The organism is Amycolatopsis sp. NPDC005232 (genome assembly GCF_040607795.1).
Taxonomy (GTDB): Bacteria; Actinomycetota; Actinomycetes; order Mycobacteriales; family Pseudonocardiaceae; genus Amycolatopsis.
Genome location: NZ_JBEXHL010000008.1, coordinates 199119 through 225867, shown reverse-complemented (window position 1 = coordinate 225867; position 26749 = coordinate 199119). Strand labels below are relative to the sequence as shown.

The following is a 26749-nucleotide window of genomic DNA, read 5'->3' as shown; positions in this document are numbered from 1 at the left end:
TATCCACCCGACTTTCCCGAGTACTTCGGGACCCCTCGTCGTCGGCGAGAGCGCGATAGAACGAGGCGACTGAAGAGGGGTTGGCCGGCTGCTTCTGGGTGTGGCCAGCGGGATGTGCCGTGTCGCGGTGTTACGAACAGTCGCCTTCGCCCTCGAACAGGTGTAGGCAAGGTGTGAGCGAAATCCGTCCCGTGCGTGGAGGTGTCGGATGGGGTAGGCGAGGTTTTGCCGGGCCGAGATCCGCAGGCCGAGGTACTGCACGAGAGCGACCGCACGCGCGTGAGTCGGCTGTTCTTGCGCGGGCGCACGATCATCCGCAAGGAGCCGCTGGGGCCGGACGCCGAGAGCCGGCTGCGGCACGAGCGGGCGATGCTGGAGCGGCTGCGCGATGTCGCGGGGGTGGCGCAGCTGGAGGCGCCCCTGTACCCGGGGTCCATCGTGCTGGCGGATGTTGGTGGCAGCAGCCTGGCGGGGCTGGCCAAGCCGCTGCCGGTCGATGTCCTGATCGGGCTGGCCGTGGGGTTGGCCCAGGCGGTGGCGGGGATGCACCGGCGGAGTGTGATGCACCGTGACATCACCCCGGACAACATCGTGATCTCCGGCGACGGTGTCCCGTGCCTGGTCGATTTCGCGTTGGCGACCTCGTTCGCCGAGATCCGCCCGGAATTCACCCACCACACGCTGATCGTGGGGACGTTGGCCTATCTGGCGCCGGAGCAGACAGGGCGTACCGGTCGGTCGGTGGACCAGCGGGCCGACCTTTACGCACTGGGCGCGACGCTGTACGAGCTGGCCACGGGGCAGCCGCCGTTCGGCACCGGGGACCCGCTGCGCCTCACCCGCGATCACCTGGCGCGGGTGCCGGTGCCACCGGCGAAGGTGAACCCGGCGGTACCGGGGCCGCTGTCGGAGATCATCCTGCATCTGATGGAGAAGGAACCGGACCACCGCTATCAGACCGCCGACGGCGTGATCCACGACCTGGAGCGGGTGCGGGAGGTCCAGGTGCGTCCCGCGGCCGCTTCTGTTCGCGTCGGCGAGCACGATGTTCCGCTGCGGCTGTTGCCGCAGCGGCTGGTGGGCCGCGACGACGACGTGGGGACGCTGCGGGCGGCGTTCGAGGATGCGCGGGCGGGCCGGTGCCGGGCGGTGCTGGTCGGCGGGACACCCGGGGTGGGCAAGACCGCGCTGGTCGACGAGTTGCGGCCGCTGGTGGCCGGCCGGGGCGGCTGGTTCGTGGCCGGCAAGTTCGACCAGTACCGGCGCGACCTGGAGTTCAACGGGGTCCACCAGGCGTTTCGGGCGCTGGGTCGGCTGCTGCTGGCCGAGCCGGAGGCCGAGCTGACCGAGATCCGCGCACGGATCTTGGCGGCGCTCGGCCCGAACGCCGGGCTACTGACCGCGGTGGTGCCGGAGTTCGCCGCGCTGCTGGCGGTGCCGTCCGATCCCGGGGATCCGCTGACCGCGCAGAACCGGGCGCAGTGGATGGGCGTGCAGGCGCTGCGGGCGGTCGCGTCGCGGGAACGCCCCGTGGTGCTGTTCCTCGACGACCTACAGTGGGCCGGGCGCGGCGCACTCGGCCTCGTCGACATGATGCTCGACGAGGAACCGGTCGGGGGTCTGCTGCTGGTGGGCGCCTACCGCGACGAGGACGTGGACGCGGCGCATCCGCTGGCGGCGCCGCTGTCCCGATGGCGTGAGCAGGCCGGAGTGCGGCACCTGCGATTGGACAACCTGTCCGTCCCGAGCGTGGTCACCATGGTCGCCGAGATGCTGCACGCGGCGCCGGCCGTGGCGGCCGGTTTGGCCGAGGTGATCGGGCCGCACACGTCCGGCAACCCGTACGAGACCGTGGAGCTGCTCAACGCGCTGCGCCGCGACGGCGTGCTCACCGCGACCGCCACGGGATGGCGGTGGGACACGGCGGCGGTGCGCGCTCATCTGGGCCGGTCAAAGGTCGGCGAGCTGTTGGCGGCGCGCATCGAGACCGTACCGCTGCGGTCCCGGCAGCTGGTGGAGGTGATGGCCTGTCTGGGCGGCCGCGCCGAGCTGAGCCTGCTGCCGACTGCAACCGGCGACCCCGCGGGGGAGGTGCAACCGGTGCTTGCGCCCGCCCTCGCCGAAGGCCTTCTCGTCATGGAGCCCGGCGCACACGATGCGGTGCGGTTCCGCCACGACCGCCTCCGCGAGGCGATCCTGCGCGGCCTCGAACCGGGGCGGCGACGCACCTTGCAGCTGGCCACGGCCCGGCGGCTGGCCGGGGTGCCCCGGTTGTATGCGGTCGCCGCCGAGCAGTACCTGCCGGTCGTCGACGCGATCGACGATTCCGGCGAGCGCCGTCGGGTGGTCGGGCTCATGCGGCGCGCCGCCGACCAGGCCACGTTGATCGGGGACCACACGCTGGTGAACGCGCTGCTGACCGCCGCGCTGCGGCTGATCGAGCCGGGTGAGACTGCCACGCTGATCGCGGTACACACCGGTCGCCACGCGGCGCTCTACGGCCTGGGGCGCCTGGATGATGCTGACGAGGAATACCGCACGATCGAAGCGCTGGGCCCCGCCGCGTCGGACCGCGCGGCCGCGACGGCGATGCAGGTGAGCAGCCTGACCCACCGGAACCGATTTGCGGACGCGATCGGACTCGGCATCGACTTGCTGCGTGAGCTCGGTATCACCGTGCCGGTGGCGGACCGGCTCGCCGCCGAGCTCGACCACCATTTCGACCGCCTGTACCGGTGGCTGGACCGCACCGACGCCGCCGATGATCTGGCTCGGCCCGACCTCACCGAGCCCACACTGCTGGCCACGACCCGCCTCATCGACGCAGTCCAGCCGGCGGCCTACTTCGCCGGCGGCGACGCCACGGTCGCCTGGCTGAGCCTGGAATCGTTGAGGATCTGGCTCGAGCACGGCCCTGGCCCTACCCTGATCGGACCTGCCAGCGCTGCCGCCGTCGCCGCGGCGGCGCTCAGTGGCCACCACGGCGTCGGGTACCGGGCAGTGCGCCGGATCCTGGCGTTGGGCGAGGCCCGCGGCTACGAACCCGGCACCTCCGAAGCCCGCCGCCGGTTCGCTCTGCTGAGCTGCTGGTTCGAGCCGATCGAGAACGGTGTCCAAGCCGCGGCGCGGGCCCGCGAGGGGCTGATCGCGGGGGGCGACCTGGCCAACGCCGGCTACACCTACCACCCGACCGTGCACTACCTGCTGGACTGCGCGCCGTCACTGGACGTCCTCGTCGCCGAGGTGGAGGCGGGTCTGGCCTTCGTGCGGCGCACCGGCAACGAGCAGACCGGCCAGTGGCTCGACAGCTACCAGTGGCTGGCCGGTGTACTGCGCGGCGAAAGCGTTGTCACAACTGGCAAAGAGGTCTCCGCCGACAGGTACGCCAACAACCCGATGCCGCTGTTCCACGCGTATCTCAGCCACGCGCTCGTCGCCGCGCTCTTCGGCGATCCGGGAGGACTGGCGCGGCACGCCGCGGCGGCGATGCCGCTGCTCCCGGCTGTACCGGGCCTCTACCCCACGGCCGTGGCCCGCCTCCTGCGCGGGCTGTCCCTTGCCGAGCAGGCCCGCGCCGGCCACGGGAACGAACGCGGCGGCCCGCTGTCCGAATTGGACGAGGTGACGAGCTGGCTGGCCGCCCGCGCCGCGGACGCGCCGGACAACTTCCGGCATCTGCAGCGGTTCTTGGAGGCGGAGCGGGCCTGGGCGGCCGGCGACTTCCACGCTGGAGCAATCGCCTTCGACACCGCACGGCGCGAGGCCGCCGGTCGGCAGCGACCGTGGCACCGGGCCCTCATCACCGAACGCGCCGCCCGCTTCTACCTCGCCCACGGGTTGGAGGAAGCCGGCCGCGACCTGCTCGCTCGCGCGCGGCAGTACTACGCCGTATGGGGCGCGACAGCGAAGGTCGCCCAGCTCGACTGGGCCTACCCGATCCCACGGCTGGGAGCACTCACGACCGGCGAGCCCGGCGTCGACCGGCGTGCCGATGAACTCCCTCTGTCCTCGACGGTCACGACCGGCACACTCGATCTGCTCGGCATCCTCGCCGCGTCGCAGGCGCTCAGCTCGGAGACCGACATCGAGCGCTTGCACACCCGCGTCGTCGAAATGCTCAGTGCGATGACCGGCGCCACCAGCGTGCGCCTGCTGTTGTGGGACGACGACCGCCACGACTGGCTGCTGCCCACACCGAACCACACCGCGGATGCCGCCACGGCGGGCGGCCCGCAGGAACGCGACCTGCCGATGTCGGCACTGCGCTACGTCCAGCGGACGGCTGAGATCCTGATCGTCGACGACGCCACCCGCGATGACCGCTTCGCCCGCGACCCGTACCTCGCCGGCCTCGGTCCCTGTTCGTTGCTGGCCATGCCGATCCTCGGCCGGGGCGCGCTGCGGGCGGTGCTGTTGCTGGAGAATCGCCTCATGCGCGCCGCGTTCGCCACGGAACGACTCGACGCCGTCAGGCTCATCGCCTCGCAACTCGCCGTCTCCCTCGACAACGCTCAGCTCTACTCCGACCTCACCGCTTCGCGTGCGCGTATCGCCGTCGCCGCCGACCAGGCCCGTCGGCGGATCGAGCGGGACCTGCATGATGGCGCCCAGCAACGTCTGGTCGCGCTCGTCATGCGCGCGCGGATCGCGCGAGCGGCCGTACCGCCCGAGTCCGGCGAACTGACGGAAGAGCTGGAGGCTCTCGAGGCCGAAGCCGCCACCGCCCTGGACGAGCTGCGCGACTTCGCCCGCGGCATCCACCCGTCGGTCCTCGCCGCGGGCGGCCTGCGTCCGGCGCTCAAGGGACTCACCCACCGCTCCGCAGTCCCGGTCGAGCTGGCCGTGCAGGTCGACCGGCGCCTGCCCGAGCCGGTCGAGATCGCCGTCTACTACGTCGTCTCCGAGGCGCTGACCAACGTGGCCAAGCACGCGCGGGCATCGACCGTCCACGTCGAGGTCGAGATCGTCGACGGTGGCGGCGTGCTGCGGGTCCGGGTCCGCGACGACGGCCGTGGCGGCGCCGACTTCTCCGGCGGCTCCGGCTTGGTCGGGCTCAAGGACCGGGTGGAAGCCCTCGGCGGCCGGCTCTGGGTGCAGACCGCCCCCGGCACAGGCACCGCCGTTGTGGCTGAGTTCTCCCTGCCGCGCACCGGCGTGGGCCCGAGCTGAGCAGCAGTCACCTCACCTTCGTGCGGATACCGTCGAGCGCCTGACTGAAAGCCCGTTGGGGAGGGGCCGGTGACACGGTAGGCCCGACCCACCGCGTGCGCTGCCCGCGACGTCAGAGGCGGCTCACAGTTCTCCGGAGGCTATGCCTGACCTGCGAGCCGATCGCTAGCACCTTATGCGCCTGGAGCGGACTCATCGCGCGCGGGCGCAAGCCTTGCCCCTGTAGTCCGGTTCGCCTTCCGCCGGAGGTGGAGTGGAGTGGACGACGCTATTGCTCGCCGGCGTTGTCTTTGCTGTGGTCGCCCGGGATGGTCGCGTCGACCAGATTCTGTGACGGCTGAGCGACGTGGCGTGGTTTGCCGAAGAAGCCGATCTCGCCTTCGGTGTGCATGCGCTCGATCATGTGGGGGTAGTGCAGTTCGAACGCGGGGCGCTCGGAGCGAATCCGGGGCAGTTCGGTGAAGTTGTGCCGCGGCGGCGGGCACGACGTGGCCCATTCCAGGGAGTTGCCGTAGCCCCAGGGGTCGTCGACGGTGACGATCTCGCCGTAGCGGTAGCTCTTGAACACGTTCCAGATGAACGGCAGCGTGGACGCACCGAGGATGTACGCGCCGATCGTGGAGATGGTGTTCAGCGTGGTGAACCCGTCGGAGGTCAGGTAGTCGGCGTAGCGGCGGGGCATGCCCTCGGCGCCGAGCCAGTGCTGGACCAGGAACGTGCCGTGGAAGCCGATGAACGTCGTCCAGAAGTGCCACTTGCCGAGCTTCTCGTCCATCATCCGGCCGGTGATCTTCGGGAACCAGAAGTAGATGCCGGCGAAGGTCGCGAAGGCGATCGTGCCGTAGAGCACGTAGTGGAAGTGCGCCACGACGAAGTACGTGTCGGACACGTGGAAGTCGATCGGCGGCGCGGCCAGCAGGACGCCGGTCAAGCCGCCGAGGAGGAACGTGACCAGGAATCCGACAGCGAAGATCATCGGTGTTTCGAAGGACAGCTGGCCCTTCCACATGGTGCCGATCCAGTTGAAGAACTTCACGCCGGTGGGAACGGCGATGAGGAAGGTCATGAAGGAGAAGAACGGCAGCAGCACGGCGCCCGTGGCGTAGAGGTGGTGCGCCCACACGGAGAACGAGAGGGCCGCGATCGCCAGCGTCGCGAAGACCAGGCCCTTGTACCCGAAGATCGGTTTGCGGCTGAACACCGGGAGGATCTCGGACACGATCCCGAAGAACGGTAGGGCGATGATGTAGACCTCGGGGTGGCCGAAGAACCAGAACAGGTGTTGCCAGAGGATCACTCCGCCGTTGGCGGGGTCGAACACGTGCGCGCCCAGGCGGCGGTCGGCTTCCAGGCCGAAGAACGCGGCGGTGAGGATCGGGAACGCGAGCAGGATCAGGATGCTCGTGACGAGGATGTTCCAGGTGAAGATGGGCATCCGGTACATCGTCATGCCCGGCGCGCGCAGGCAGACCACGGTGGTGATCATGTTGACCGCGCCGAGGATCGTGCCCAGGCCGGACACGATGAGGCCGCAGATCCACATGTCGGTGCCGGGGCCCGGGGTGTGGACGGCTTCCGAGAGGGGCGTGTACCCGGTCCAGCCGAACTCGGCCGCACCGCCCGGTGTCAGGAAGCCGGATACCACGATCAGGCTGCCGAAGAGGTAGAGCCAGTAGGAGAACGCGTTCAGCCGCGGGAACGCGACGTCGGGCGAACCGATCTGCAGCGGCAATACGAAGTTGGCGAACCCGAACAGCACCGGAGTCGCATACATCAGCAACATGATCGTGCCGTGCATCGTGAACAGCTGGTTGTACTGCTCCTGCGACAGGAACTGGAGCCCAGGCCGGGCCAGCTCCGTGCGGAGCAGCATGGCCATCGCACCGCCGGCCATGAAGAACGCGAACGCCGTGACCAGGTACATCACGCCGATCTGCTTGTGGTCCGTCGTCCGCATCAGCCGCAGCAGCGCCGCGCCCTTCGTGGAAACGCGCGCGGGATACGGCCGCGTCGCGATCGGCCCTGGCGCAGCGGTCCTCATGATTTCCTCCTGCCGGATGCTGGACTGGCTGCTTTTTCGATCCCGGTTCGGAGTGGGAAACCGTTCGACGGCACCGGCCCGGACTGATTTTTTGGGAACGCTCACCTCGTCGGACCGCCTTCAGCCCGGACCCAGTTCGTGCCGACACCGAGCGCGAGCAGCAAGCCGGTCGTCGTGCCAGAGAAGCCTGACGTGCCGCAGCCGTGGACATCGATGTGCTACAGAGTCATACCGCCGCCATCCGCGCGCATTGCCGCCAGCGGCCGTTGCGTACTTGTTGCTGGCAGGAATGCCCGAGTACCTGCCAGCCGGTAGCGACCGCACCGGCCACCAAGCCTTCGGGTGACCTGAAAATCCGACATCGCCCCGTCGACGCTCGCTCACGCCTGGCTCGCCGTCTCCCGATTCCCTGTCGCAAAAGGGAATCTGGCGTCGGTGGGCCAGGCGTGATCGGATTCACGTTCCCCGGAGATCCGACGCCTGCTCGCCAAGCTGGTTCTTCGTGTCACCGACGCCGCCGAAACTTCGGGTCCTGGTCCCGCTTCGCCGCGCTGGGACACCAGTTCGGCTGTGCTTGCCTGCTACACGATGTGGTCCGGGGACGCCTCAGCCACATGCGGGCCAGCCGTTCCATCCGACGATGACTGGGCCTTCGGAAGACCCGGTAGTTCAAGGCGTTGCTCAGACGGCATGTCCGGCGGCCGGCTCCAAGTAGGTGACGGTAGGTGCGGACTTCCAGGTGGCAGGAATGCGAGGGGACCCCCGCCGCCGCGATGCTGGGCAGGCCCTCGCCACCGGGGGACACGCGGTTTCCGGCACTTCGCCGGGCGTCCGCCCCCATCGGCTCCGGACCGGAAGATTGAGTCTGATGAGAAACATCGGCCTGGCCCGTGCCGGACGTCCGGCGTTTTCCCGTTGCGCAACCGCTTGAGCCGCTCACGTCCTGCACGTGTCCCCGGCAGCCGCCGCGTTCAGGTTGCCTGCCCTGTTCCCGCGCCGAATCCGTATCGAACGCAGGTGGAGGACGTGAACCTCGAACAGGTTCCGTTCGCCTGCCTGGCGTCTGCCCCAGATGGGTTCGGCTCATCGTCGATGGCCATCGACGCGGTGGTGAGCAAATTCGTCGAGGAGCCGTGAAGACGTAGCACGGAGCTTGCAAATGCAGAAGACGGTCAACGGAGAGAAGATGAGACGGCATGACGCCGGGATCGTCCCGGATCCGGCCGGCACACAGCGCTGGCACCGGACGGAAACCCCCGCTCACATGAGCACGTCGGAGACCAGCGGGCGAGTCCTGGTCGGCGGACGCAGTTTCGACCCCGAGTCCGCCGCCTGGGTCCAAGACTTGAGCCCTGGCAGCGCGAACTTCGAAGATGTCTGCCGCAGGCTGTACGCGATGCTCATCAGGATCGCCAGAAGGGAGACCGGGCGCAGGTCTCCGGCCGCGCGGATCAGTGGCCCCGAGCTCGAAGACCTCGCCCACCAGGCCGCGGCCGACGCCCTCATGCGCATCACCCGCAAGATCGGCGAATTCCGAGGCGATGCGCAGTTCAAGACGTGGGCCTTCAATTTCGTCATCCGCGAAGTCTCAACGAAAGTCGGCCGCCACTTCTGGCGGGATCGCCGTGTGTCTCTCGACCAGGACGAGACGAACCGCGCACGCGCAGCCGTCGGCGACGAACCGCCCCACCAGGTGGAAGTCGTCGAGCTCCGAACTGCCCTCACTCACGTCATCGAGAACGTATTGACCGACCACCAGCGGCGTGTCTTCGTTGCCGTGGCGATCGACAAAGTCCCGATGGTAACCCTCGCAGCGCGACTGGGCACCAATCGCAACGCCATCTACAAGGCCATGTTCGACGCCCGGCACAACATCCGCAAATACCTGGTAGCGAACGAATTCATCGCCTGACCAGCACGACACGCAGAACGCCGATCCGAGCGACCGGGCTTTCCCGAATGGCAACCGCCCCTCATGCGGCCACGACAGCCAACCGGAACTGACGGCCCAACCACACTGAACAAGGACCGCGGCTCGTCGTCTACCCGCAGGCCCGTCGGCAAGGCCGCTGCGGCCAGGCCGCGCATGTGACTTCGGCTCGTGAACGCCCATCACCGCGGCAGCTGGGCCCGAGCACCGTCCTTTCGTAGTCCCCGATCAAAGAGCAGCCGTCAGGCCCGCTTCGTCCGCGCGCACCACGGCCCGGCGTCCGATTGGACGGGCAGGCCGTGCCGAAGGAGCGCGATCTTCACCGGTCCGGCTTCGAGCCGGCGGCCGCAGAAGCCCTGGCACTGCTCGCTGGCCTGGTCGGCATCGGCCTGCTCGGTTGGGGGTGTCCGCCGCCGAGTCGGTGGTCTCGTACGTCGTCGGGGACACCTTTCGTAGCGCGGGGCCGGCCTGAGCGGACCGGTCCGGGGCGCCGACGTGACCCGTGCTGACCTAGGGTGCGGGGTTGTGGTCATGGAGGGGTCCGCGCATAGTGAGAACACGGGTGGCGCGGGACCGGCGTCACAGACATCTGCGGCCCTTTCGACCTTCGGCGTTGCCCGATGAGGACGGGATCGTGGCGGCGCCACGACCGTCCGGAGGTCTGCGCTGTGGAGACGATCGGTCACGTGGGCAAGCGCCGTGGTGGTGCGCTCGCCAGACGCGCGAGCGTGCACGTCGACGACCATGTCGCCAGTCGATTCGCGCTCGGCGACATGGCGCTGGAGCTCGAGCCGATGCGGCCGCAGTCCGGTCGCAACGGCGGTTTTTGTGAGGCGTTGCAGGTCTTCGCCGGCGACATCGGAGTGGAGTTCCGCACGCCGCTGGACTACGACGCGGTAGCCGCGGCCTGGCCCGAGAAGCACAGCTCCGCCAGGGCCAGCTGGACGGTGTATCAGCGGATGGCGCACCTGCCCGGCTGTTCAGTCGTCCAGGATCCGCCCTTCACCGATCGGTTGGGCGTCCGGTGCGGAGGCGGCGTGGCTACCGGGGGAGCGGAGGCCTGATGGCTACTCGGCGAAGTGACCGGATCGCCGGGGAGCAGGCGGCGCTGCGGCGGGTGGCGACGTTGGTGGCCCGGGCGGCGGCGCCGGAGGAGGTGTTTGCGGCGGTTGCTGAGGAAGCCGGGCAGTTGCTGGGCGTCGACCATTCGTGGATGACGCGGTACGACCCTGATGGCGCGGCAAGTTTGGTCGCCACGTGGAGCAGCACCGGCGCTGCTGCCCCCGCCGGGACTCGATTGAGCCTCGGAGGGCGGAACGTGCGCACGGTGGTGTTCGAGACCGGCCGTCCCGCGCGGATCGACAACTCCACCGACGCCACGGGCCTCGTCGCGGACCTGGCCCCCGGGTTCGGTTACGGCGTGGCCGTGGGCGTGCCGGTCAGCGTCGAGGGCCGCCTGTGGGGCGCCATGGTCGTCGCATCCTCGCAAGGGGAGCCGCTGCCGGCCGATTCGGAGGCGCGGCTGGCTGGGTTCACTGAACTGGTGGCCGCCGCGATCGCCAACTCGCAGGCGCGGGTGGAGCTGCGCTGGTTCGCCGGGGAGCAGGCGGCGCTGCGGCGGGTGGCGACGTTGGTGGCCCGGGCGGCGGCGCCGGAGGAGGTGTTTGCGGCGGTTGCTGAGGAAGCCGGGCAGTTGCTGGGCGCGGACCATTCGTGGATGACGCGGTACGACCCTGATGGCGCGGCAAGGTTGGTGGCCACGTGGAGCAGTACCGGTGCCGCGGTCCCTGCGGGGACTCGGCTGAGTCCCGGCGGGCGGAACGTGTACACGCTGGTGTTCCAGACCGGCTGTCCCGCGCGCATCGACAGCTCCACCGGAACCTCGGGCCCGGAGTGCGACATCGCCAGCGAGCTGGGCGTCCGCTCGGCTGTCGGCGTGCCGGTCAGCGTCGAGGGCCGCCTGTGGGGCGTCCTGGTCGTGTCGTGCACGCATGAGGAGCCGCTGCCTGCGGACACCGAGGCGCGGCTGGCCGGGTTCAGCGAGCTGGCCGCGACTGCCCTCGCCAACGCCGAGGCCCAGACAGAGCTGGCCGCCTCCCGGGCCCGGATCGTGACCACGGCCGATACCGCCCGCCGCCGGATCGAACGCAACCTGCACGACGGCGCCCAGCAACATCTCGTCTCCCTCGCCCTCCAGCTACGCGCCGTGCAGCTGACCGCGCCCTCCGGGGCGAGCGAGCTGATGCGGCAGCTGGACGAGGTGGCCGCTGGGCTGGTCGAGGTCCAGGAGGAGCTGCGCGAGATCGCCCGCGGCCTACACCCGGCCATCCTGGCCGAGTGCGGACTGCACTCCGCAATGAAGGAGCTGGCCCGCCGCTCGGCGGTCCCGGTCCGGCTGGATGTCCGCGTGGAAGGGCGGCTGGACGAGCCCGTCGAGACCGCCGCTTACTACGTGGTGGCCGAGGCGCTGACCAACGCGGCCAAGCACGCGCACGCCACCACCGCTGAGGTCCACGTGGCAGCCGGTGAGGGCGTGCTGCACGTGCGCGTCCGCGACGACGGCCGCGGCGGCGCCGACGTTACCCGCGGCTCCGGTCTGACCGGCCTCAACGACAGGGCCGAGGCGCTCGGCGGCCGGATGGCGCTGCACAGCCCACGCGGAGAGGGCACCACCCTTCAGGTTCAGCTCCCGGTGGAGCAGGTCCGCCCCACCGCGGCGGGAGCGGCAGGGACAGGTCCCGCAAAACGCGTGCACGAGGTGCCACCGTGGTCATGTTCTCTCTGAGCCGGGAGACACCGGTTTGACTGGGGACAATGCCGCGCGTCTGAAGGACCAGGTGCGCCCGTCGTCGGTGAACACACGAGGCAAGGCGTGATGGACGAGTTGCCCTCGAACCGAGCTGCCGGCCAGAAACCCTTCCGGCGCTTCCGTGTCGATACTGGTCGGCTGACCGGCAACATCGTCTCGGATGACGTGGCTCTCCGGCCGAGTCACAGTGGGTTGATCAGCAGCTTGGCTGCGCACCCCCGCCCGGCACTGCCGTCAGATCGGGGCGGCTCGGATAGGTCGGACTCTTGGTGCCTGGGGCGACGGAGGCCAGATGCCCAACGTTGGCTCTCCGTCTCAGCACGTAAAATTGATCTGTACATGATCCGGGGCCGTCGGTGCGAGCTAACCGATGGTGGTTGACGTGCGTTCGATGGTTATATCTACGCCGAACGGGCCCTGGTCGCGCACGAAATATCGGTCGTGATGGGCCGCAACACGGAGACCATACTGCTGCGTGCAGAGGCGGAGATTGATCTCGACGACAACGGGGCAGGGATGTGACTCTCGGATACAATTAACGAATGATCTGCCGAAACTTGGGAGATTTCCCGTGCGCGCGGGTTCAAGTCCCCCAGGTTCGTGTCAGCGCACGGTTTGAGTGTCCTTCTGTCCTTCTGTCGTTCGTCGGGATGACGGACGTGAGCCGACAGTTGAGCCCACGTCCCCGACCGGCGTCGGATGACCGGCTTATGGGGTCGTGTCAACCGCGGAGTGCGCAAGTCGGCCGCTTTAGTCTGTTGCCATGGTGTCGAGGGGGTGGGCCGTCAAGGTCGTGGAGCGGCATTTGGCCGAGTGGGTGGAGAATGGCGGGCCGACGCTGGTGATCACAGACGTCAGTCCGCATCGGTTGGGTTGGGTGGTCGGGAGTCAGGGCGAGCGCTACATGCGCACTCGTATGTTGCCCACGCACGGGCTGACCGCGGCGGACGTGGATCGCTTCGTCCGCGCAGCCGAGGTCCGATCCGCAGCCAGAACGGGCGAAGGTGAACGCGACGCCGGCATCGCTGCGTAGCCAGTAGCGAACGTCGAGAACTTGCCGCCAGCCGTGGAGGAAGCCGAAGCGCTCGAGCCCCCGGATGGAACACCAGTGACACGGCAGCTGCGACCCGCGAAGCACGCCGCCGAGGGCACCGTCGTGTGCTCCGACACCGCACCCACGTTCCACTGTGGATCGAGCTGGCGCGATCCGCGTCACATCGAAGGGGCATCGTCTTGGCTGGGGGTCGGACGGCGTACTTGTTGCCGTCGTCAGGCGTTCACCTCGTCTCCGTAACCTCCGTTGCTCTGGGGTCGGACAAGGAGCGAGACATGAAGAAACCAAGGTCGCGTCTGGTGGTGGCCGCACTGTCCATCGCCGCGGTGCTCGGCTCTCTGGTGACGGCCCACGCGGCCGGCGCCGACGGTAGCGCCGCGAACGGGTCCGGTGCTCGGGCCGCGGCGCGCGGTGGGGTGCTGGCCAACGATTTCACCGCGGTCGATCGCACCACCGCGTGGAACCTGACGAACACCCTGGACCTCAAGTTCCCGACCTACCACCCCGAGGGGCTGGCCGTGGTCGGCGACCGGATGTTCCTGTCGTCCACGCAGATCATCGAGCCCACGAAGATGTACCCGACGCCGCAGGACGGCTACGACCGCACGCCCGGCAAGGGGATCGGCCACCTGTTCGTGATCGACCGCCAGGGAAAGCTGCTGAAGGACATCGTCCTCGGCGAGGGTGACATGTACCACCCCGGCGGAATCGACTTCGACGGCCGGAACATCTGGGTCCCGCTCGCGCAGTACCGGCCCGGCAGCAGCGCGATCATGTACCGTGTGGACGCCACCACCCTGCAGGCGCACAAGGAGTTCGAGGTCCACGACCACATCGGCGGGATCGTCTACGACCGGACGACCGGGCACCTCGTCGGCAACAACTGGGGCTCGCGGCGCTTCTACGAGTGGACGGCCCAGGGCCGGACGGTGGCCACCTGGGACAACCCGAACCACATCGTCGACTTCCAGGACTGCCAGTACGTTCCCGACGCACGCATGCTCTGCAGTGGACTCACCACGTTCGGCCAGAATCCGGCCGCGGGCGGCACGTCCGCGAGCTACGAGCTCGGCGGCCTCGCGCTGATCGACCTGCGCTCGCACGACATCCTGCACGAGATCCCGTTCCAGAAGTGGTCGGCCGCCGGCCACGTCGTCACCCGCAACCCGCTCAAGGTGGCAGCCGACGGCCACCACCTCACCCTGTGGGCCGCGCCCGACAACGGCGAGGACGTGAAGGGGACGCAGGTGTTCACTTTCCAGGCGACGGTCTAGCCCGATCACGGCGCCACCAGGAATCCCGTAGGCGGGCCGTCTAGCGACCGCGGGAGACGGCCCGCCTTCGGGCACCGCCGGAAGTGATCACACCGCGGCACCCGGGACGTTTGCCCGACAAGGTCGTCGCTGGTGCATCGTCGAACTCTTCGATGAGGCGAACCAGGTGCCATTCATCGCTGCGGGCAACAGGTTGACCTCTTCCCAGCAGTTCACCTGTACATTGGAGAACTGCAGCGCGGGGCCGGTGTCGTGGACCACCGTGACCCGCCACTGCGCTTGACGCCCGTTGAGGCTGGTGCGCAACACCACATCGAAGCTTCCGATCGCTCCGCTGGAGTTGCCATACGCGGCGTTGCCTTTGGTCTCTCCGATGTAGTTGTTGATTGTGCGGTCGTCGAGTCCGCGGGGCGTCGTATGTGTCCGTCCCCGCTGGAGCAGTGAATTTGGAAGCGCCCGCGATCACCAAGATGGTGATGGTCGAGAGGTTAGTACATGAAGAATTCTCATCAGGACCCCCTGAATTATCGATTCCCCAGAATTCCCCTTACCTGATCGTGGTGAAAACACATACCCGGTCGTCATCGGCTCCCAATTTCCACGCCTGCAAACGATTGTAAGATCGAGACCGGCCGACCGGGTTGCGATGTGCGCCGACCCGGTCGGCCGCTTCTGTAACTGCGACGCCTAAGACTCGTGGACCACGACGATCGGCTTCCCGCCGCCTTGCCGTCCGGAGGCGAAGGCCTTCGGTGCCTCGGCCAGCGAATGGCGCGACCCGATCGGCACGCGAAGGCTGCCTTCGCGCACGAGCGCGACCAACTCGGCCAGGCGGGCCCGGTCGGCTTCCACGACGAAGAAGACCGACCGCCCGTAACGCGGCTCGACCTCCGGCGGGGCGGCGATGGTAACGAGCGTGCCACCCGCCCGCACCAGGCCGGCGGACAGTACGCCGATCTCCTCGCCGAACACGTCGAGCACCACGTCGGCTTCGCCGATGTCTTCCAGCCGCTCGTTCTCCAGGTCGACGAACGCGTCGGCACCCAGGTCGAGGGCGATTTCGCGACCGCTGGCGCGGCCCGTGCCGATCACGGTCGCGCCCGCTCGCTTCGCCAGCTGCACCGCGAGCGAGCCGACCCCGCCGGCGGCGCCGTGGATCAGCACGGTCTGCCCCGCCTCGAGCCGGCCGTGGTCGAACAGGGCCTGCCACGCGGTCAGCCCGGAGACCGGCAACGCGGCGCCGACGGCGTGTTCGACGTCGGCCGGCAGCGGCGCGAGGTTGCGGGCTTCGACGGCGGTGAACTCGGCGAGCGACCCGTCGCGGGTCCAGTCGGCGAGCCCGAACACACGCTGCCCGACGGTGAGCCCGGTGGTGCCGTAGCCGAGCTCGGTGACGACACCTGACAGCTCGTGACCAGGCACGCTGGGTGTCCGGTCACGGCCCGCCCGGTCGGTCCAGGTGCCCGGCCACTCCAGCTCGCCGGAGGTGAAGCCGGCCGCGTGCACCCGCACGATGACGTCGTTCTCCGCGGCGTGCGGGGCCGGGCGGTCGGTCAGGGTCAACCCCTCGACTCCGGCGGCGGGGTCCTTGACGGTGATGGCTTTCATGCTGAGTCCTCGTGGTGAGCGGGCAATGGGGTTCGGCCGTGGGCCTTCATCGGCCTGTCCGCGAGGCTAACTCCGGTTCGACTCGGCACCTGGGTCCACTTGGGACGCGCGAGCGGGGACCAATCGGGTCACGCGAGCGCGCGCACCAACGCGTCGAGAACCCCCGACCACCCGCTCGGCGACGGTGCGGCGAAACCGATCACGACGCCGTCGCGGTCCGAGGCGGCGTCGGGATGCTGGAAGAAGCTCAGGGGTTCGACCGTCAGCTGCTCGGCGGCGATCCGCCGCACGAGTTCGTGGCCCGTGCGCCCGGGTTGTTCGAGTAGGACGTGCAATCCGGCGGCCACCCCCGCCACGCGCACTTCCGGCGCGTGCCGGGCGAGCGTCTCGACCAGGTGCCGGCGCCGGCGGCGGTACTGCGCGCGCATCGCCCGGATGTGCCGGTCGTAGGCGCCCGATTCCACGAACTCGGTCATCGCCAGCTGGTTCACGAACCCGACGGTTTCCTCCGTCTCCCCCTTCTGGGCGGTGATCGCGTCGACGAGGCGGTCCGGCACCACGAGCCAGCCGAGGCGCAGGCCCGGCGCGAGCGATTTGCTCGCGGTGCCCAGGTACAGCACGTGATCGCGGTCGAGTCCCTGCAGCGCGCCGACGGGGGACCGGTCGTAGCGGAACTCGCCGTCGTAGTCGTCTTCGATGACCAGCGCACCGTGTCGGCGGGCCCACTCGACGATCGCGGCGCGCCGGTCGTACCGCAGCGCGACACCCAGGGGGAACTGGTGTGAGGGGGTGAGGAGAACGGCGCCGATCCCCGGTGATCCTTCGAGATCCGAGGGGGCGACGCCGTCCGCTTCGACGGTGAGGGGAACGGTTTCGAGCCCGGCGTCGGCCAACATGCGGCGCTGGGCCGGCAGGCCGAACCCTTCCACGGCCACGCGCGTTACCCCGGCCGCCGCGAGCGCGGCCGCGACGAGCCGCAACCCCTCCGCGGCGCCACTGCACACGACGACGTTGCCGGCGTGCGCGCGCAGGCCGCGGGCCCGCGCGAGGTACCGGGCGAGAGTGTCGCGGAGTTCGCCTCGGCCGCGGGGATCCGCGTAGCCGAACGCCTCGAACGGCGCGGTGCCGACCGACTTCTTCACCGCGCGAATCCACTCGTCGCGCGGGAACGACGACAGGTCCGGATGGCCGGGCCGCAGATCGTGCCCCGGCCGCGAGCGGGTGTCGGCCGGCCGTGGCCGAGCTCGTTCGCCGACGATTTCGACTACCCGCTCCGAAACTTCGGTGCCGGAACCCTGAAGCCCGGTGAGCCAGCCCTCGCTGATGAGCTCGGAGTAGACCCGGACCACGGTGTTGCGGGCCACCTGGAGGTCGGCGGCCAGGGCACGGCTCGACGGCATCCGGGTCCCGGGCGCGAGCCGGCCGGCGCGGATCGCGTCGCGGACCGCGTCCATGAGGCAGGCCCGCACGTTCCCCTCGAGCCGGCCCAGGTGCAGGTCGAGGCCCGTCGTCCTGGGGCCGCGCTCAGCTGCTCGGTCGGTCACGCGTCAACGATACTGACCGGCCGGGATGATCGAGCTGATCACCTGATCCGGTGATCGCGTTCTCGCGACGTTCGAGCGCACGGCCAGCCGAAACGATCGGTCGCGCCTGTTGGCCGGCAGGATCGGCCAGGAACGATCTGCAATTTCAGCTGAGCTTCCCGAGGATTTGCTGCTCACGTTTGCAAGGGGTGCCGATGATCTGTTTCACGTTTACCGAGCTTCGCAGAAGGGCAAACGGACCGGACGAAATTGTTAACGGACTCAACTCCACTCGGCACGTGGATGGCGAAGGTCCTGCCTACGTCGGGACCGAAGATGTGGCGCAGACGTGGGCTGGTGAATTGGTCGGTACACGCGAGAACTACTACATAAACGGATCCTGTGTGTCCACGCCTTCGGTGTGGGTGTTCAGCTGATGCCGGACGGCGCCTATGGCCATGCAAACGCCCTCGCGTGACGGATGGTCGATTCACGGTGGAAGACACCGCGGGGCATATTGGAGAAGTTCGAAGGGCTCTCGTGCTTTCAGCTGCACCATGAACCCGACGTGTGGCGAGGCGTCCGCCTCCAGGAGCTGATCACCCTCCGACGAGCAGCGCCGGCGCCTCGTCCACGTCGCAGCGACGCTCAGCTGCCCGGTTGCGTGGCCGTGTCAGCCCTTGATGAGGTCGATGATGTGGCCGAAGGTGAGCTCTGCTGCGAGCGCCGTCAGGTCTCCCTCCGCCAGCTTCGCCGCAGCCGCCTGTGTTGCTCCGAGGGCGTGTGTGTAGGGGTCGACCCCGAGGCTGATCCGGCGGACCCCGATCGTCTGGAGTTCTGCGAGGGTGGCCGGGTCCTGGGGGCTGACGAGGACGTTGACCGGTTTGGGTGCGACAGCGTTGATGACGGCGGTGATGGAGGCCATGTCCGGCAGGTTCGGCGCGTACAGGACGTCCGCTCCTGCTTCCGCGAAGGCCGTGAGGCGGCGGATGCTGTCATCGAGGTCGGAAATTCCCCATAAGAAGTTGTCCGTACGGCCGGTCAGAACGATCCGTCCGTGCGCGGCTGCGGCGGCGGCCTCGATGCGGCGAACCGCGTCGTCGAAGCCACGAATCGGCTGGGACCGGTCGCCGGTGGTGTCCTCGACTCCGATGCCGGCCAGGCCACGGGCGATGGCGGCATCGACGGTGGCCCGGACGTCGTCGGGAGTCTCGCCGTAGCCGTCCTCGAAGTCGCCGTTGATCGGCAGGCCGCTCACCGACGTGAGGAGCGCGGCATGATCCAGGTGTGTGTCGCGGCTGACGGCGTGGATGCCGTCGAGCCGACCCAGCGTCGCGGCGAAAGCCGCTGAAGAGGTCGCGATGGACTTGAACCCGGCCTCCTTGAAGAGCAGGGCCGACGGCGCGTCCCAGGCGTTGGGCATGATGAACGTGCCGGTGCCGCGATGGAGTTCGAGGAACTGTTCGTAGCGAGCGTGCTGCGTCGTGTCAGGCATGGTGATGCTCTTGCTTCTTTCTGCGGTTCGACGGTCGTTCGATGCGCGCCTGGGTCTTCGTCGCGCGCTTGGTCAGTGCCGGTTCGCGGCGTCGTATTACGGCAAAGCGCGATACGGGCAAGGCCAGGGTTATTTTAGGCGAAGGTGAAGAGCCGGTCGGGCTCGAAACGCGAGATCGGGGTGGCGTACGCCTTGGCGGTGTCGGGGTAGCCGAGTGCGAGCAGCACCGTGGTGGTGTGCCCGGTCTCGCGGATGTTGAAGGCCTTGTCGACGCTGGTCGGGTCGAATCCTTCCAGCGGCATGGCTTCGACGCCGAGCTCGGCCGCCGCCATCATCGTCATCCCGAGCGCCATGTAGGTCTGCTTCTCCATCCAGTGGTTCAGGTCTTTGTAGCCGTAGTTGCGGATGGTGAGGAAGTCGCGGGTCATTGATTCCCAGAGCGACTGCTTCGCGGGGTCGGGGAACCGGCCATCCGCCCTCTCCTTGTCGAACACGGCCTCGAGGTGCTCGTCGGGCACGTCCACGCGAGTGGTCATGATGATCGCGTGCGACGCGTTCATGATCTTCTCACCGTTGTCGGCGAAGCGTTCGCCCAGATTGTCCGCGAGCTGCCTCTTTCCTTCGTCCGTGCCGAGGACGTAGAAGTGGTTCGGCTGCACGTTCACTGACGTCGGCGCCGAGCGCAGGAACTTCAGCAGCTGCTGAAGTGTTTCTTCCGGGATGGCCCTGCTTCCGTCGAAGTATCGGGTGAGGTGCTTGTTCATCAGCTTGTCGAGGTCCATGTCGATCTGCTTTCTTCTTGGGATGCCGTGGTGAAAAATGGATGGGTGCGTGATCAGGCGGCGGTGTTCGCCTCCGCGACGGCGGGGATGTCGACGTCGGTCTGGTTGACGTTGTTGAGGAAGTTGGTGAGCAGGAACACCACCGCGACCGTGACGATCGCTTGGATCTGCGCGTCGGTGTAGCCGGCGCCTCGCACCGCCGCGATGTCGGCATCGCTCACTTGCCCACGGCTTTCGACGACCCGCTGCGCGAAGCGAGCGACTGCGGCGCGCCGGGGGTCGGTGGAGCTCCCCGCGTGAGCCAGCTCGATGTCGTCATGCGACATGCCGCCGAGCTCGGAGGAGACGTAGGCGTGCATGGCCTGGCAGTAGTCGCAGCCGTTGGCTTGGGAGACTGCGAGGGCGATCGTGTGCCGGGTCTTCGCATCCAGAACCCGGCCGATCTTGCCTTGCAGGGTCATCACAATGTCAAGGACAGCCGGGTTCGCTGCCAGGGTCGCGAACATGGTCGGCACGAAGCCGAACTGCGCGCGGATACCGTCGAGGGTGGCCTGCACCTGCGCGGGAACCTCGTCGGGAGCGGGGGTGGTGAGTCGGGACATGGCGTCGGCCTCCGTTGATTCGTGTGGGTGGTGATCCTCGACGGTGGCCATGAGTGCCACCCCCGAATATTTTGGGCTGTTCAGCCCACTTCTGGAAGTGAACACCATCAGAGAATGGGCTGTCAAGCCCAATTTTTGGTAGGGTGGAGACCATGAAGACGGACACGGGACCTCGGCAGGCCCACAAGCTCACCGACAAGGGGCAGGCGACGCGCGCCCGCATCCTCGAGCACGCGGCCGATCTCATCTACACCAAAGGCGTTCACGCGGCGAACAACGAACAGCTTCGCCGAGTCGCGGGCGTGAGCGGCTCCCAGCTCAACCACTACTTCCCGAACAAGGAGAGCCTCGTCCTCGCCGTCATCGACTGGCAGGCCCGCGGTGTCCTCGACTTCCACCGCAGCGACAAGTTCGACGGCTTCGACACCATCGACGCGTTCCGGGAGTGGGCGGACTTCTACGTCGCCCATGGCCGTCCATTCGAGGACGGCTGCAGCCTCGGATCGCTCGCGAGCGAGATCGTCAAGACCGACCTCGACGTCCACCAGCAGCTGGCCGCCACGTTCGAGCAGTGGCGGGACATCTTCCGCGATGGCCTCGAGCGGATGCAGCGCCTCGGCCGCCTCGACGCTGCGGCCGATCCCGCCCGGCTCGCGCACGCGCTCCTCGCCGCGTATCAGGGTGGCATGCTCCTCGCGCAGATCGCGCGGGACATCGCGCCGCTGCGAGACGCCTTGTACGCCGCGGTCGACTACGTGGAGACCTTCGCGATATCGCCCGACGCCGACAGGCCGCGGGGGCAGTAACCGAGCATTCGGGGCCGCGTGCCGGTGCTCCGGACGACCACTGGCGCGTCCTTCCCTACCGGGAGGACGACCACCGGACGGTGAGCATGGTGGCCGCGCCCAGCGCCTGCAACCGATGCGCGTGCGCGGGCCCGAAGAGGACGTAGTCTCCCAGTTCGGACAACAGCACGCTCTGCTGGCCGACCTCGACGCGGAACGCGCCGCCCAACACAAGGATTGTGAGCGTGTGCGCGTCCGTCGGCGGGCAAACCCCTCCCGTTCCTCGCCGGCCGGGTGGTTGGCCGACTTTACCTCGACCTTGTCGGCGTGCCGGCCACTGTCGGCCGGGACGAAGTGCCCGACTGCCTTTCAGCGGCACTCGGGGTTGGGACGGGTGAAGTCGACCCGCTCGACGATGCGCGGCCGCACGTCCACGGAAAGCCCGCGAACATGTGTAGCTGCAGCCGGGCCTACGGGCCCGCCGCGGCGGCCGGGTCGCCGCCGCTGCGGCACCACAGCCGGTGAGCGCCGATCCTCACCCGGCCACTCGCACAATGGACTTGCCGGCGGGCGGCGCACTTTGTCGCGCGATCATCCGCGGCACCTCATCGAACGCGTACACCGTGCCCACCGGCGTCGTGATCGCGCCCTGCGCCGCCAGTTCGGTCAGGCGCTGCCACGCGGTTGCCTCCGTCTGCGCGTCGGACGGGCTCGCCAGCACACCGACCACCGTGTAGTTGCGCAGCAGTATGTCCATGGGGTCGAGGGGCACCGGCGCGCCGCTCGCCAGGCCGATCATGGCGATACGCCCGTTGCGCGCGATGCTCTTCACCACCGTGGCAGCCGTGTCGCCGCCCACTGGATCGTAGATGAGGTCGAGGCCGCGGCCGTCGGTGATTTCCGCGATTCGCGCCGTCAAGTCGTCCGTCCGGTGGTTGAGGACGTGGTCGGCGCCCAGCCGCGCGCAGAAGTCCACCTTCTCCGGGCTTCCCGCGACGGCGATCACCGTCGCGCCGAGCGCCTTGCCGAGTTGCACAGCGGTGGCCCCGCTGCTTCCGGCGGCACCGAGTACGAGCAGGCTCTGACCCGGTTCGACCGGAGCGCGCTCGACCAGCCCCGCGTACGCCGTGCGGAAGCCGATCGGGAAACCGGCCGCCTGTTCGTCCGTCATGCCCTGAGGTATCCGGATCGTGGAGCGCTCGCGCAGGTACACGTAGTCCGCATAACCTCCCCACCCTTCTCCGAAATCAGTGATGCCGCTCACCTGCTCACCGACGGCGAAGGAAGAGCCGGGTGGCACGGCGACGACTTCGCCTGCGGCTTCCTCCCCAAGACCGAAAGGCGGCGCACCCAGCAGCGGGAATGTGCCGCCCGTCATCATCAGGTCAGGAAACCCGGCCCCCGCGGCCCGGACCCGAATGAGCACCTGCCCGGACGACGGCTCAGCCCAAGTCATCTCCTGGAGTTCGGCCGCCTCTCCCGGTTCGCCGAACTTCACCACCCGCCACGCACGACCAGAGAACACAGTGTTCCTTTCCGAAAATGCACTCGAGCACGAGCTTGCGGACCAGGGCGTCGAGCTCGTCGTTGGCTGTCATGCCCCCCGATGCTGATCGGGGTGTTGATGCCCACTCACCTTGAGCAGCAGCGGTCAGCGGGCCCGGCCGGCGAGGGGTGGCGTTTCTGCAGGACTGGCGCTGTGGGCGTCGCTGTGGCCGTTGCTCAGCTGTACGCGCCGATCGCGCCGGTAGGACACAACTTCTCGAATGTCGTCGGTGGTGACAATCCGCACTGTGGTCGCGCCGACCAGGATCTCGGCGACTTGTAAAGACCATGCCCGCAGTCCACGCACCGGTTCGTGCCAGAACCACTGGCCTTCGGTGAGATTCTCCGCGGCCACGGTCGGCTCATGAATGTTCACCTTCGACAGCGTCGCTGCGGCGATCAACATTACCGGTCAGCCGACCACGGCCGACCCGGCTGAGTTCCCACCGCGACTACATCACGCACTGGAACACCACCGCCAAGCCCTTCACCTGGGCCGCCACCGCCGACGAGATCCTCGCCAAGGTCCGCCTCGTCCAGACCAACATCAAGAAACACGTCGACAACAACGCTAAGTAGAGACACCAGAATCACGGGACACTGGGCCGGTACGGCACGCTCACCCTGGGCATTCTCGACCTGATCGCCGACCGGCCCGAGCTGGCTCGCCCGGTGAAGGGCGCGCCGAACTACCTCACGGCGGAGCTCCACTACGCTGCCCGGAGCGAAGGGGCGTTGCATCCCCATCTCGCCGACGTGATGGAGCGGCGAACCCGAATCTTCATCGAGACTCCCGACCGAGGACTGGGTGCCGCACCGTTCGTTGCCGAGGTACTGGCCGAAGAGCTCGGTTGGGACTACGACCGGCGAGCGGTCGAGGTGGCGCGGTATCGGTTGGAGCGGGAGGCTGACCGGCGCGCGCTCGCCGCGGCTTCCGACGACGATGCGGTGACTGCGCGCCTGTCTGTGCGGAGCTGACGTGGCTCGGTTATACCGGTCGGCCTTGTCTCATCGGCAAGTGCGACATGTTTGTCCGAATGCGACGGTCAGTGCCTGTTGTGATCATGCAGCGGCGTCAGCCTCCCCGCTTCAGCCCGCCTCTCCCGATCGATCGTCGCAGCCACGGCCGAGCGGGCATCGTCTGAGAGTCTGTTGCTTCGGCTGTGAGGTGAGCGGGGAGGCCCCTACATTCCTGCGCTTGTTCTGAGATTACCGCTCCGGGTAACGAGCAGACCGGGTGCAAATCCCCGACTTGGTTCGAGGCGTGGCGGTTCGCGCCGGCCTGATATCCGATAGTTCCCGATCGTCAGGTCTTACTGCCCGATCTCACCTTCGCCTGCTGCCTTATCAGGTCGCGGTTTCTGCGTGATAGTTGATCACGCGATGTACGGGCTTACGGTGGGCTGCATGCGAGTGGTTGTGGACGGTGAGGCGATGCAGGACGCGCACGGCTTCATGGCGAAGCTGCGCGAGTCGGCGCCGGTGTGTCCGGTTTCGGAGGCGCGCCAGGCGGCGGCCGTCCTCGTGACCCGTTACGAGGATGTCCGGGCTCTTGTCGGTGACGGCCGCGTTCGCCACGACCTGCGGTCGAAGGCCGAGCAGGACGCCGCGGCGGAGCGGCGTGAGCTCACGCCTCGTGAGGAGCTGATGTACCGGGCGCTGGGCAGCAGCATGATTTACCGCGACCCGCCCGACCACACGCGGCTGCGCAGGTTGGTGAACCGGGCTTTCACCCCGCGTGCGGTCGACCGGCTCCGCCCGCGGCTGTCGGCGGTGATCGACGAGCTGATCGGCGCGTTCGCGCCGGGCCGGCCGGTGGACCTGGTGGCCGAGTTCGCCGTGCCGCTGACCACGTTCGCGATCTGCGAGCTGCTCGGCATCCCGCAGGACGACCGCGGCGTGTTCTGGGGCTGGGCGCAGGCGATCAACGACGCCGAAGCCGGCGACGGGTACTACGAGGCGCTCGCCGAAGCCGTCGAGTACTTCACCGCGCTGATCGAACGCAAGCGCGCGAACCCTGCGGCCGACCTGCTCTCCGAACTCATCGCGGTGTCCGATGAGGACGGTGATCGGCTGAGCGCGGACGAGCTGGTCGCGACGTCCCTGCTGCTGTTGATCGCCGGGCACGACACGTCGGTGCACCTGATCGCCAACGCCGTGCTGTGCCTGCTCACCTCGCCGGATCAGCTCGCCGCGTTGCGCGCCGATCCTTCGTTGGTGGACAACGTCGTCGAAGAGGTGCTGCGGTACGAGTCCCCGGTGAACATCCTGCCGACGCGGTTCGCCGGTTCGGCGATCGAGCTGGCCGGCGGGACCATTCCCGAGGGCGAGACGGTGCTGCTGTCGGTGCTGTCGGCCAACCGCGACGAGTCGGTGTTCCCGGACCCGGACCGGTTCGACATCACCCGCTCGGCCGCCGGGCACCTGGCATTCGGACACGGCATCCACTACTGCCCGGGCGCGCCACTGGCCCGGATGGAGGGCAGCCTCGCCGTGGCCGCCTTGATCACGCGCTTTCCGCACCTGCGTCTCGCCATCGCACCGGACGAGCTCCGGTGGCGCGACAGCACATTGATGCACGGCCCGGAGAGCCTCCTCGTCAGGACCGCGCAGTGACCGTGCCTGAAACGGACGGCTACGTCCTGGGGCGGTCCCGGCCGAGACGATCGGATGCGCTTGCCGGCTGAGATTTACGGGCCGCACACCGCGTTCCTGCTGACCCGGGCCGGCATTGAGCCGGGGATGCGGGTGCCCCGCTATCTCGCGGAACTCGCTCGCAGCATGCTGCCGGTGATCACCGCGCACGGTCTGGCCACCGAGGACGAGGCGGACGTCGACACCCTCGCGAAGCGAATAGCCGAGGAGATGACACCGCGGGCGCCATGCTGTGGCTGCCCGACCTCGCTGCCGCGTGGGCGCACGTCCCGTAGCAACACCACGGTTTCCGCCATCGCTCGCGTGATCCACCGGATCTGGCGGCCGCGTTCGGGCGCCGCTCGCTCACCATCACCCACAGTCGGTCGTCAAGCCGGGTTGATACGCGGAAGACTGGACCGGTCGTGCATTCCGGCTTCCCGGTCGATGCGGTAGCGAACGGCCCATTGCGCGGCGGTCGAGACCGACATCCGGAACCGCTTCGCGGCGCATCGTCGGTAAGAATCGATCGTCGACTGACGCCAGCATTGAGCCGAGCTGCAGAGGAGGGCGCGTGAACAAGCCAACGGTGCAACTGAACTCCACTTTCAAGGTTCCGCCTCTGACGAATGCCGTGGCGTGCGAAGAGGACGAACGACGGGTCGGCGTCAAGATCGGCGGGCAGGTGGATCGGCGCGAATGCGCGGCGCTGGTGTTCGAACTGATCGGTGGCTACGTCGAAGGCGATGCCGACCGGGTCGCTCAGGTCACTCGTCAGGTTGGCGCAAGCGCGCGCGTCGGCGAGGTGCTCGCTGAGGCAACCCGGTTCGCCGCGTACCTGACCGCTGAGGCTCGGGCCGCGGGCGCGCGGCTGAAGGCTCGGCAGATCCGGACAGGGGTGCTGTCGCGGCTGGCCGCGACGGTGCCACCGCACCACGAGCTGGCAGTGTCGGCCGCACTGGACGCGCTCTTCGAGGGGCGATTCCACGCCGCGGCCGCCGCGTTCGGAGACGGCCCGGCAGGAGACCTGATCGCGCTCCACGCTCTGACCGCGTTTACCGCCATGCTCGGCATCCGCGTGGCCGCGCCCGGCGAGTTCACGTCCGCCAACCTCGCGGCCTTGGCGTCGATCCTGCACCGCCGTGACTGAGCTCGACCATCCGGAACGTGAGGATGGCATGGCAGCGGCGGCCGGCCAGGCCTGTGCAGCTCGATGTACTGGGTCGACCGCACCAGCGGGCTTACCACCGCCCTGTCCACCCAGACCTTCCCCTTCGCGGTGGCCGACCAGGTCGCCTTGTGGGAACGCTTCGAGAGAGCGGTCTACGCGGCCTTCGTGACGCGTTGACTGCGGCGGCGGACGGCCACGAAATGGCGACTCGAGCTGACCGTCGCGGGTGGCCGGTGTCCGTCGATACCTCATCGCCCGGCGGGCGTCGTGGCTGCGATCCCGCCAGCACTGTCGAACGCTGTGCCGGACCGTTTGGTGTCTATCCGA

Annotated in this window: 21 protein-coding genes and 1 pseudogene; 11 read left to right on the top strand and 11 right to left on the bottom strand. The window is 68.5% G+C overall.

Annotated elements, in window-relative coordinates:
• The first annotated feature begins 279 nt into the window (after nt 1-279).
• Nucleotides 280-5169 carry an AAA family ATPase gene (locus tag ABZU76_RS17955; RefSeq protein WP_354870570.1) on the top strand — a complete coding sequence of 1630 codons (4890 nt, stop codon included), beginning with the start codon at nt 280-282 and terminating at the stop codon, nt 5167-5169.
• Between the two features lie 268 nt (nt 5170-5437).
• Here ABZU76_RS17955 and ctaD read toward each other — a convergent pair whose 3' ends face one another.
• Nucleotides 5438-7210 carry a cytochrome c oxidase subunit I gene (gene ctaD / locus ABZU76_RS17950; RefSeq protein ID WP_354870567.1) on the bottom strand — a complete coding sequence of 591 codons (1773 nt, stop codon included), beginning with the start codon at nt 7208-7210 and terminating at the stop codon, nt 5438-5440.
• A 1159-nt stretch (nt 7211-8369) separates the two neighbouring features.
• On the opposite strand from ctaD, the gene ABZU76_RS17945 reads away from it, so the two are divergent.
• The 5 genes from ABZU76_RS17945 to ABZU76_RS17925 all read left to right on the top strand — a co-directional run bounded on the left by ABZU76_RS17945 (nt 8370) and on the right by ABZU76_RS17925 (nt 14277).
• Nucleotides 8370-9122, top strand: coding sequence for a sigma-70 family RNA polymerase sigma factor (locus ABZU76_RS17945; protein WP_354870564.1), 753 nt, complete (start codon nt 8370-8372; stop codon nt 9120-9122).
• A 686-nt stretch (nt 9123-9808) separates the two neighbouring features.
• Nucleotides 9809-10204: a hypothetical protein gene (locus ABZU76_RS17940; protein ID WP_354870561.1), complete on the top strand. Its 396-nt coding sequence runs from the start codon at nt 9809-9811 to the stop codon at nt 10202-10204.
• On the top strand, nt 10204-11925 hold the full coding sequence (locus ABZU76_RS17935; protein ID WP_354870558.1) for a GAF domain-containing protein: 1722 nt from the start codon (nt 10204-10206) through the stop codon (nt 11923-11925). Before ABZU76_RS17940 ends, ABZU76_RS17935 begins: the two co-directional genes overlap by 1 nt.
• A gap of 829 nt (nt 11926-12754) precedes the next feature.
• Nucleotides 12755-12982, top strand: a complete 228-nt coding sequence (locus ABZU76_RS17930) for a hypothetical protein (protein WP_354870555.1) — start codon at nt 12755-12757, stop codon at nt 12980-12982.
• A gap of 296 nt (nt 12983-13278) precedes the next feature.
• On the top strand, nt 13279-14277 hold the full coding sequence (locus tag ABZU76_RS17925) for a DUF6454 family protein (RefSeq protein WP_354870552.1): 999 nt from the start codon (nt 13279-13281) through the stop codon (nt 14275-14277).
• A gap of 87 nt (nt 14278-14364) precedes the next feature.
• Here ABZU76_RS17925 and ABZU76_RS17920 read toward each other — a convergent pair whose 3' ends face one another.
• From ABZU76_RS17920 to ABZU76_RS17895, 6 genes are all read right to left on the bottom strand, one after another.
• On the bottom strand, nt 14365-14583 hold the full coding sequence (locus ABZU76_RS17920; RefSeq protein WP_354870549.1) for a hypothetical protein: 219 nt from the start codon (nt 14581-14583) through the stop codon (nt 14365-14367).
• A 381-nt stretch (nt 14584-14964) separates the two neighbouring features.
• The gene (locus tag ABZU76_RS17915; protein WP_354870546.1) at nt 14965-15885 is read right to left on the bottom strand and encodes an NADP-dependent oxidoreductase; all 921 of its coding nucleotides are present in this window, start codon (nt 15883-15885) and stop codon (nt 14965-14967) included.
• Nucleotides 15886-16013: 128 nt separating this feature from the next.
• The gene (locus ABZU76_RS17910) at nt 16014-17429 is read right to left on the bottom strand and encodes a PLP-dependent aminotransferase family protein (RefSeq protein WP_354870544.1); all 1416 of its coding nucleotides are present in this window, start codon (nt 17427-17429) and stop codon (nt 16014-16016) included.
• 652 nt (nt 17430-18081) lie between these two features.
• On the bottom strand, nt 18082-18903 hold the full coding sequence (locus ABZU76_RS17905) for an isocitrate lyase/phosphoenolpyruvate mutase family protein (protein WP_354870541.1): 822 nt from the start codon (nt 18901-18903) through the stop codon (nt 18082-18084).
• A gap of 134 nt (nt 18904-19037) precedes the next feature.
• Entirely contained in the window at nt 19038-19685 is a 648-nt protein-coding gene (locus tag ABZU76_RS17900; RefSeq protein WP_354870538.1) for a nitroreductase family protein, read from the bottom strand.
• A 53-nt stretch (nt 19686-19738) separates the two neighbouring features.
• A complete protein-coding gene (locus ABZU76_RS17895) occupies nt 19739-20338 on the bottom strand; it encodes a carboxymuconolactone decarboxylase family protein (RefSeq protein ID WP_354870536.1) in 600 nt (199 codons plus the stop codon).
• Between the two features lie 101 nt (nt 20339-20439).
• On the opposite strand from ABZU76_RS17895, the gene ABZU76_RS17890 reads away from it, so the two are divergent.
• Nucleotides 20440-21093: a TetR/AcrR family transcriptional regulator gene (locus tag ABZU76_RS17890; RefSeq protein ID WP_354870533.1), complete on the top strand. Its 654-nt coding sequence runs from the start codon at nt 20440-20442 to the stop codon at nt 21091-21093.
• Nucleotides 21094-21148: 55 nt separating this feature from the next.
• Here the strand turns inward: ABZU76_RS17890 and ABZU76_RS17885 are convergent, their stop codons facing one another.
• From ABZU76_RS17885 to ABZU76_RS17875, 3 genes are all read right to left on the bottom strand, one after another.
• Nucleotides 21149-21301, bottom strand: coding sequence for a hypothetical protein (locus tag ABZU76_RS17885; RefSeq protein WP_354870530.1), 153 nt, complete (start codon nt 21299-21301; stop codon nt 21149-21151).
• A 306-nt stretch (nt 21302-21607) separates the two neighbouring features.
• A complete protein-coding gene (locus ABZU76_RS17880; protein ID WP_354870528.1) occupies nt 21608-22528 on the bottom strand; it encodes an NADPH:quinone oxidoreductase family protein in 921 nt (306 codons plus the stop codon).
• A gap of 195 nt (nt 22529-22723) precedes the next feature.
• Nucleotides 22724-23023: a hypothetical protein gene (locus tag ABZU76_RS17875; protein WP_354870525.1), complete on the bottom strand. Its 300-nt coding sequence runs from the start codon at nt 23021-23023 to the stop codon at nt 22724-22726.
• Between the two features lie 194 nt (nt 23024-23217).
• Here ABZU76_RS17875 and ABZU76_RS17870 point away from each other — a divergent pair, with 194 nt between their 5' ends.
• Entirely contained in the window at nt 23218-23595 is a 378-nt protein-coding gene (locus ABZU76_RS17870; protein ID WP_354870859.1) for a glycerol-3-phosphate dehydrogenase C-terminal domain-containing protein, read from the top strand.
• A 429-nt stretch (nt 23596-24024) separates the two neighbouring features.
• Nucleotides 24025-25233 (top strand): cytochrome P450, encoded by a 1209-nt coding sequence (locus ABZU76_RS17865; RefSeq protein ID WP_354870522.1) that lies wholly within the window; start codon nt 24025-24027, stop codon nt 25231-25233.
• Between the two features lie 413 nt (nt 25234-25646).
• Here the strand turns inward: ABZU76_RS17865 and ABZU76_RS17860 are convergent.
• A pseudogene (locus ABZU76_RS17860) lies at nt 25647-25766 on the bottom strand (IS481 family transposase); the annotation flags it as partial.
• A gap of 59 nt (nt 25767-25825) precedes the next feature.
• Between ABZU76_RS17860 and ABZU76_RS17855 the strand changes: the two are divergent.
• Together ABZU76_RS17855 and ABZU76_RS17850 are read left to right on the top strand one after the other, a co-directional pair.
• The gene (locus ABZU76_RS17855; RefSeq protein WP_354870520.1) at nt 25826-26401 is read left to right on the top strand and encodes a hypothetical protein; all 576 of its coding nucleotides are present in this window, start codon (nt 25826-25828) and stop codon (nt 26399-26401) included.
• Between the two features lie 63 nt (nt 26402-26464).
• A complete protein-coding gene (locus ABZU76_RS17850) occupies nt 26465-26599 on the top strand; it encodes a hypothetical protein (protein ID WP_354870517.1) in 135 nt (44 codons plus the stop codon).
• Nucleotides 26600-26749 lie beyond the last annotated feature (150 nt).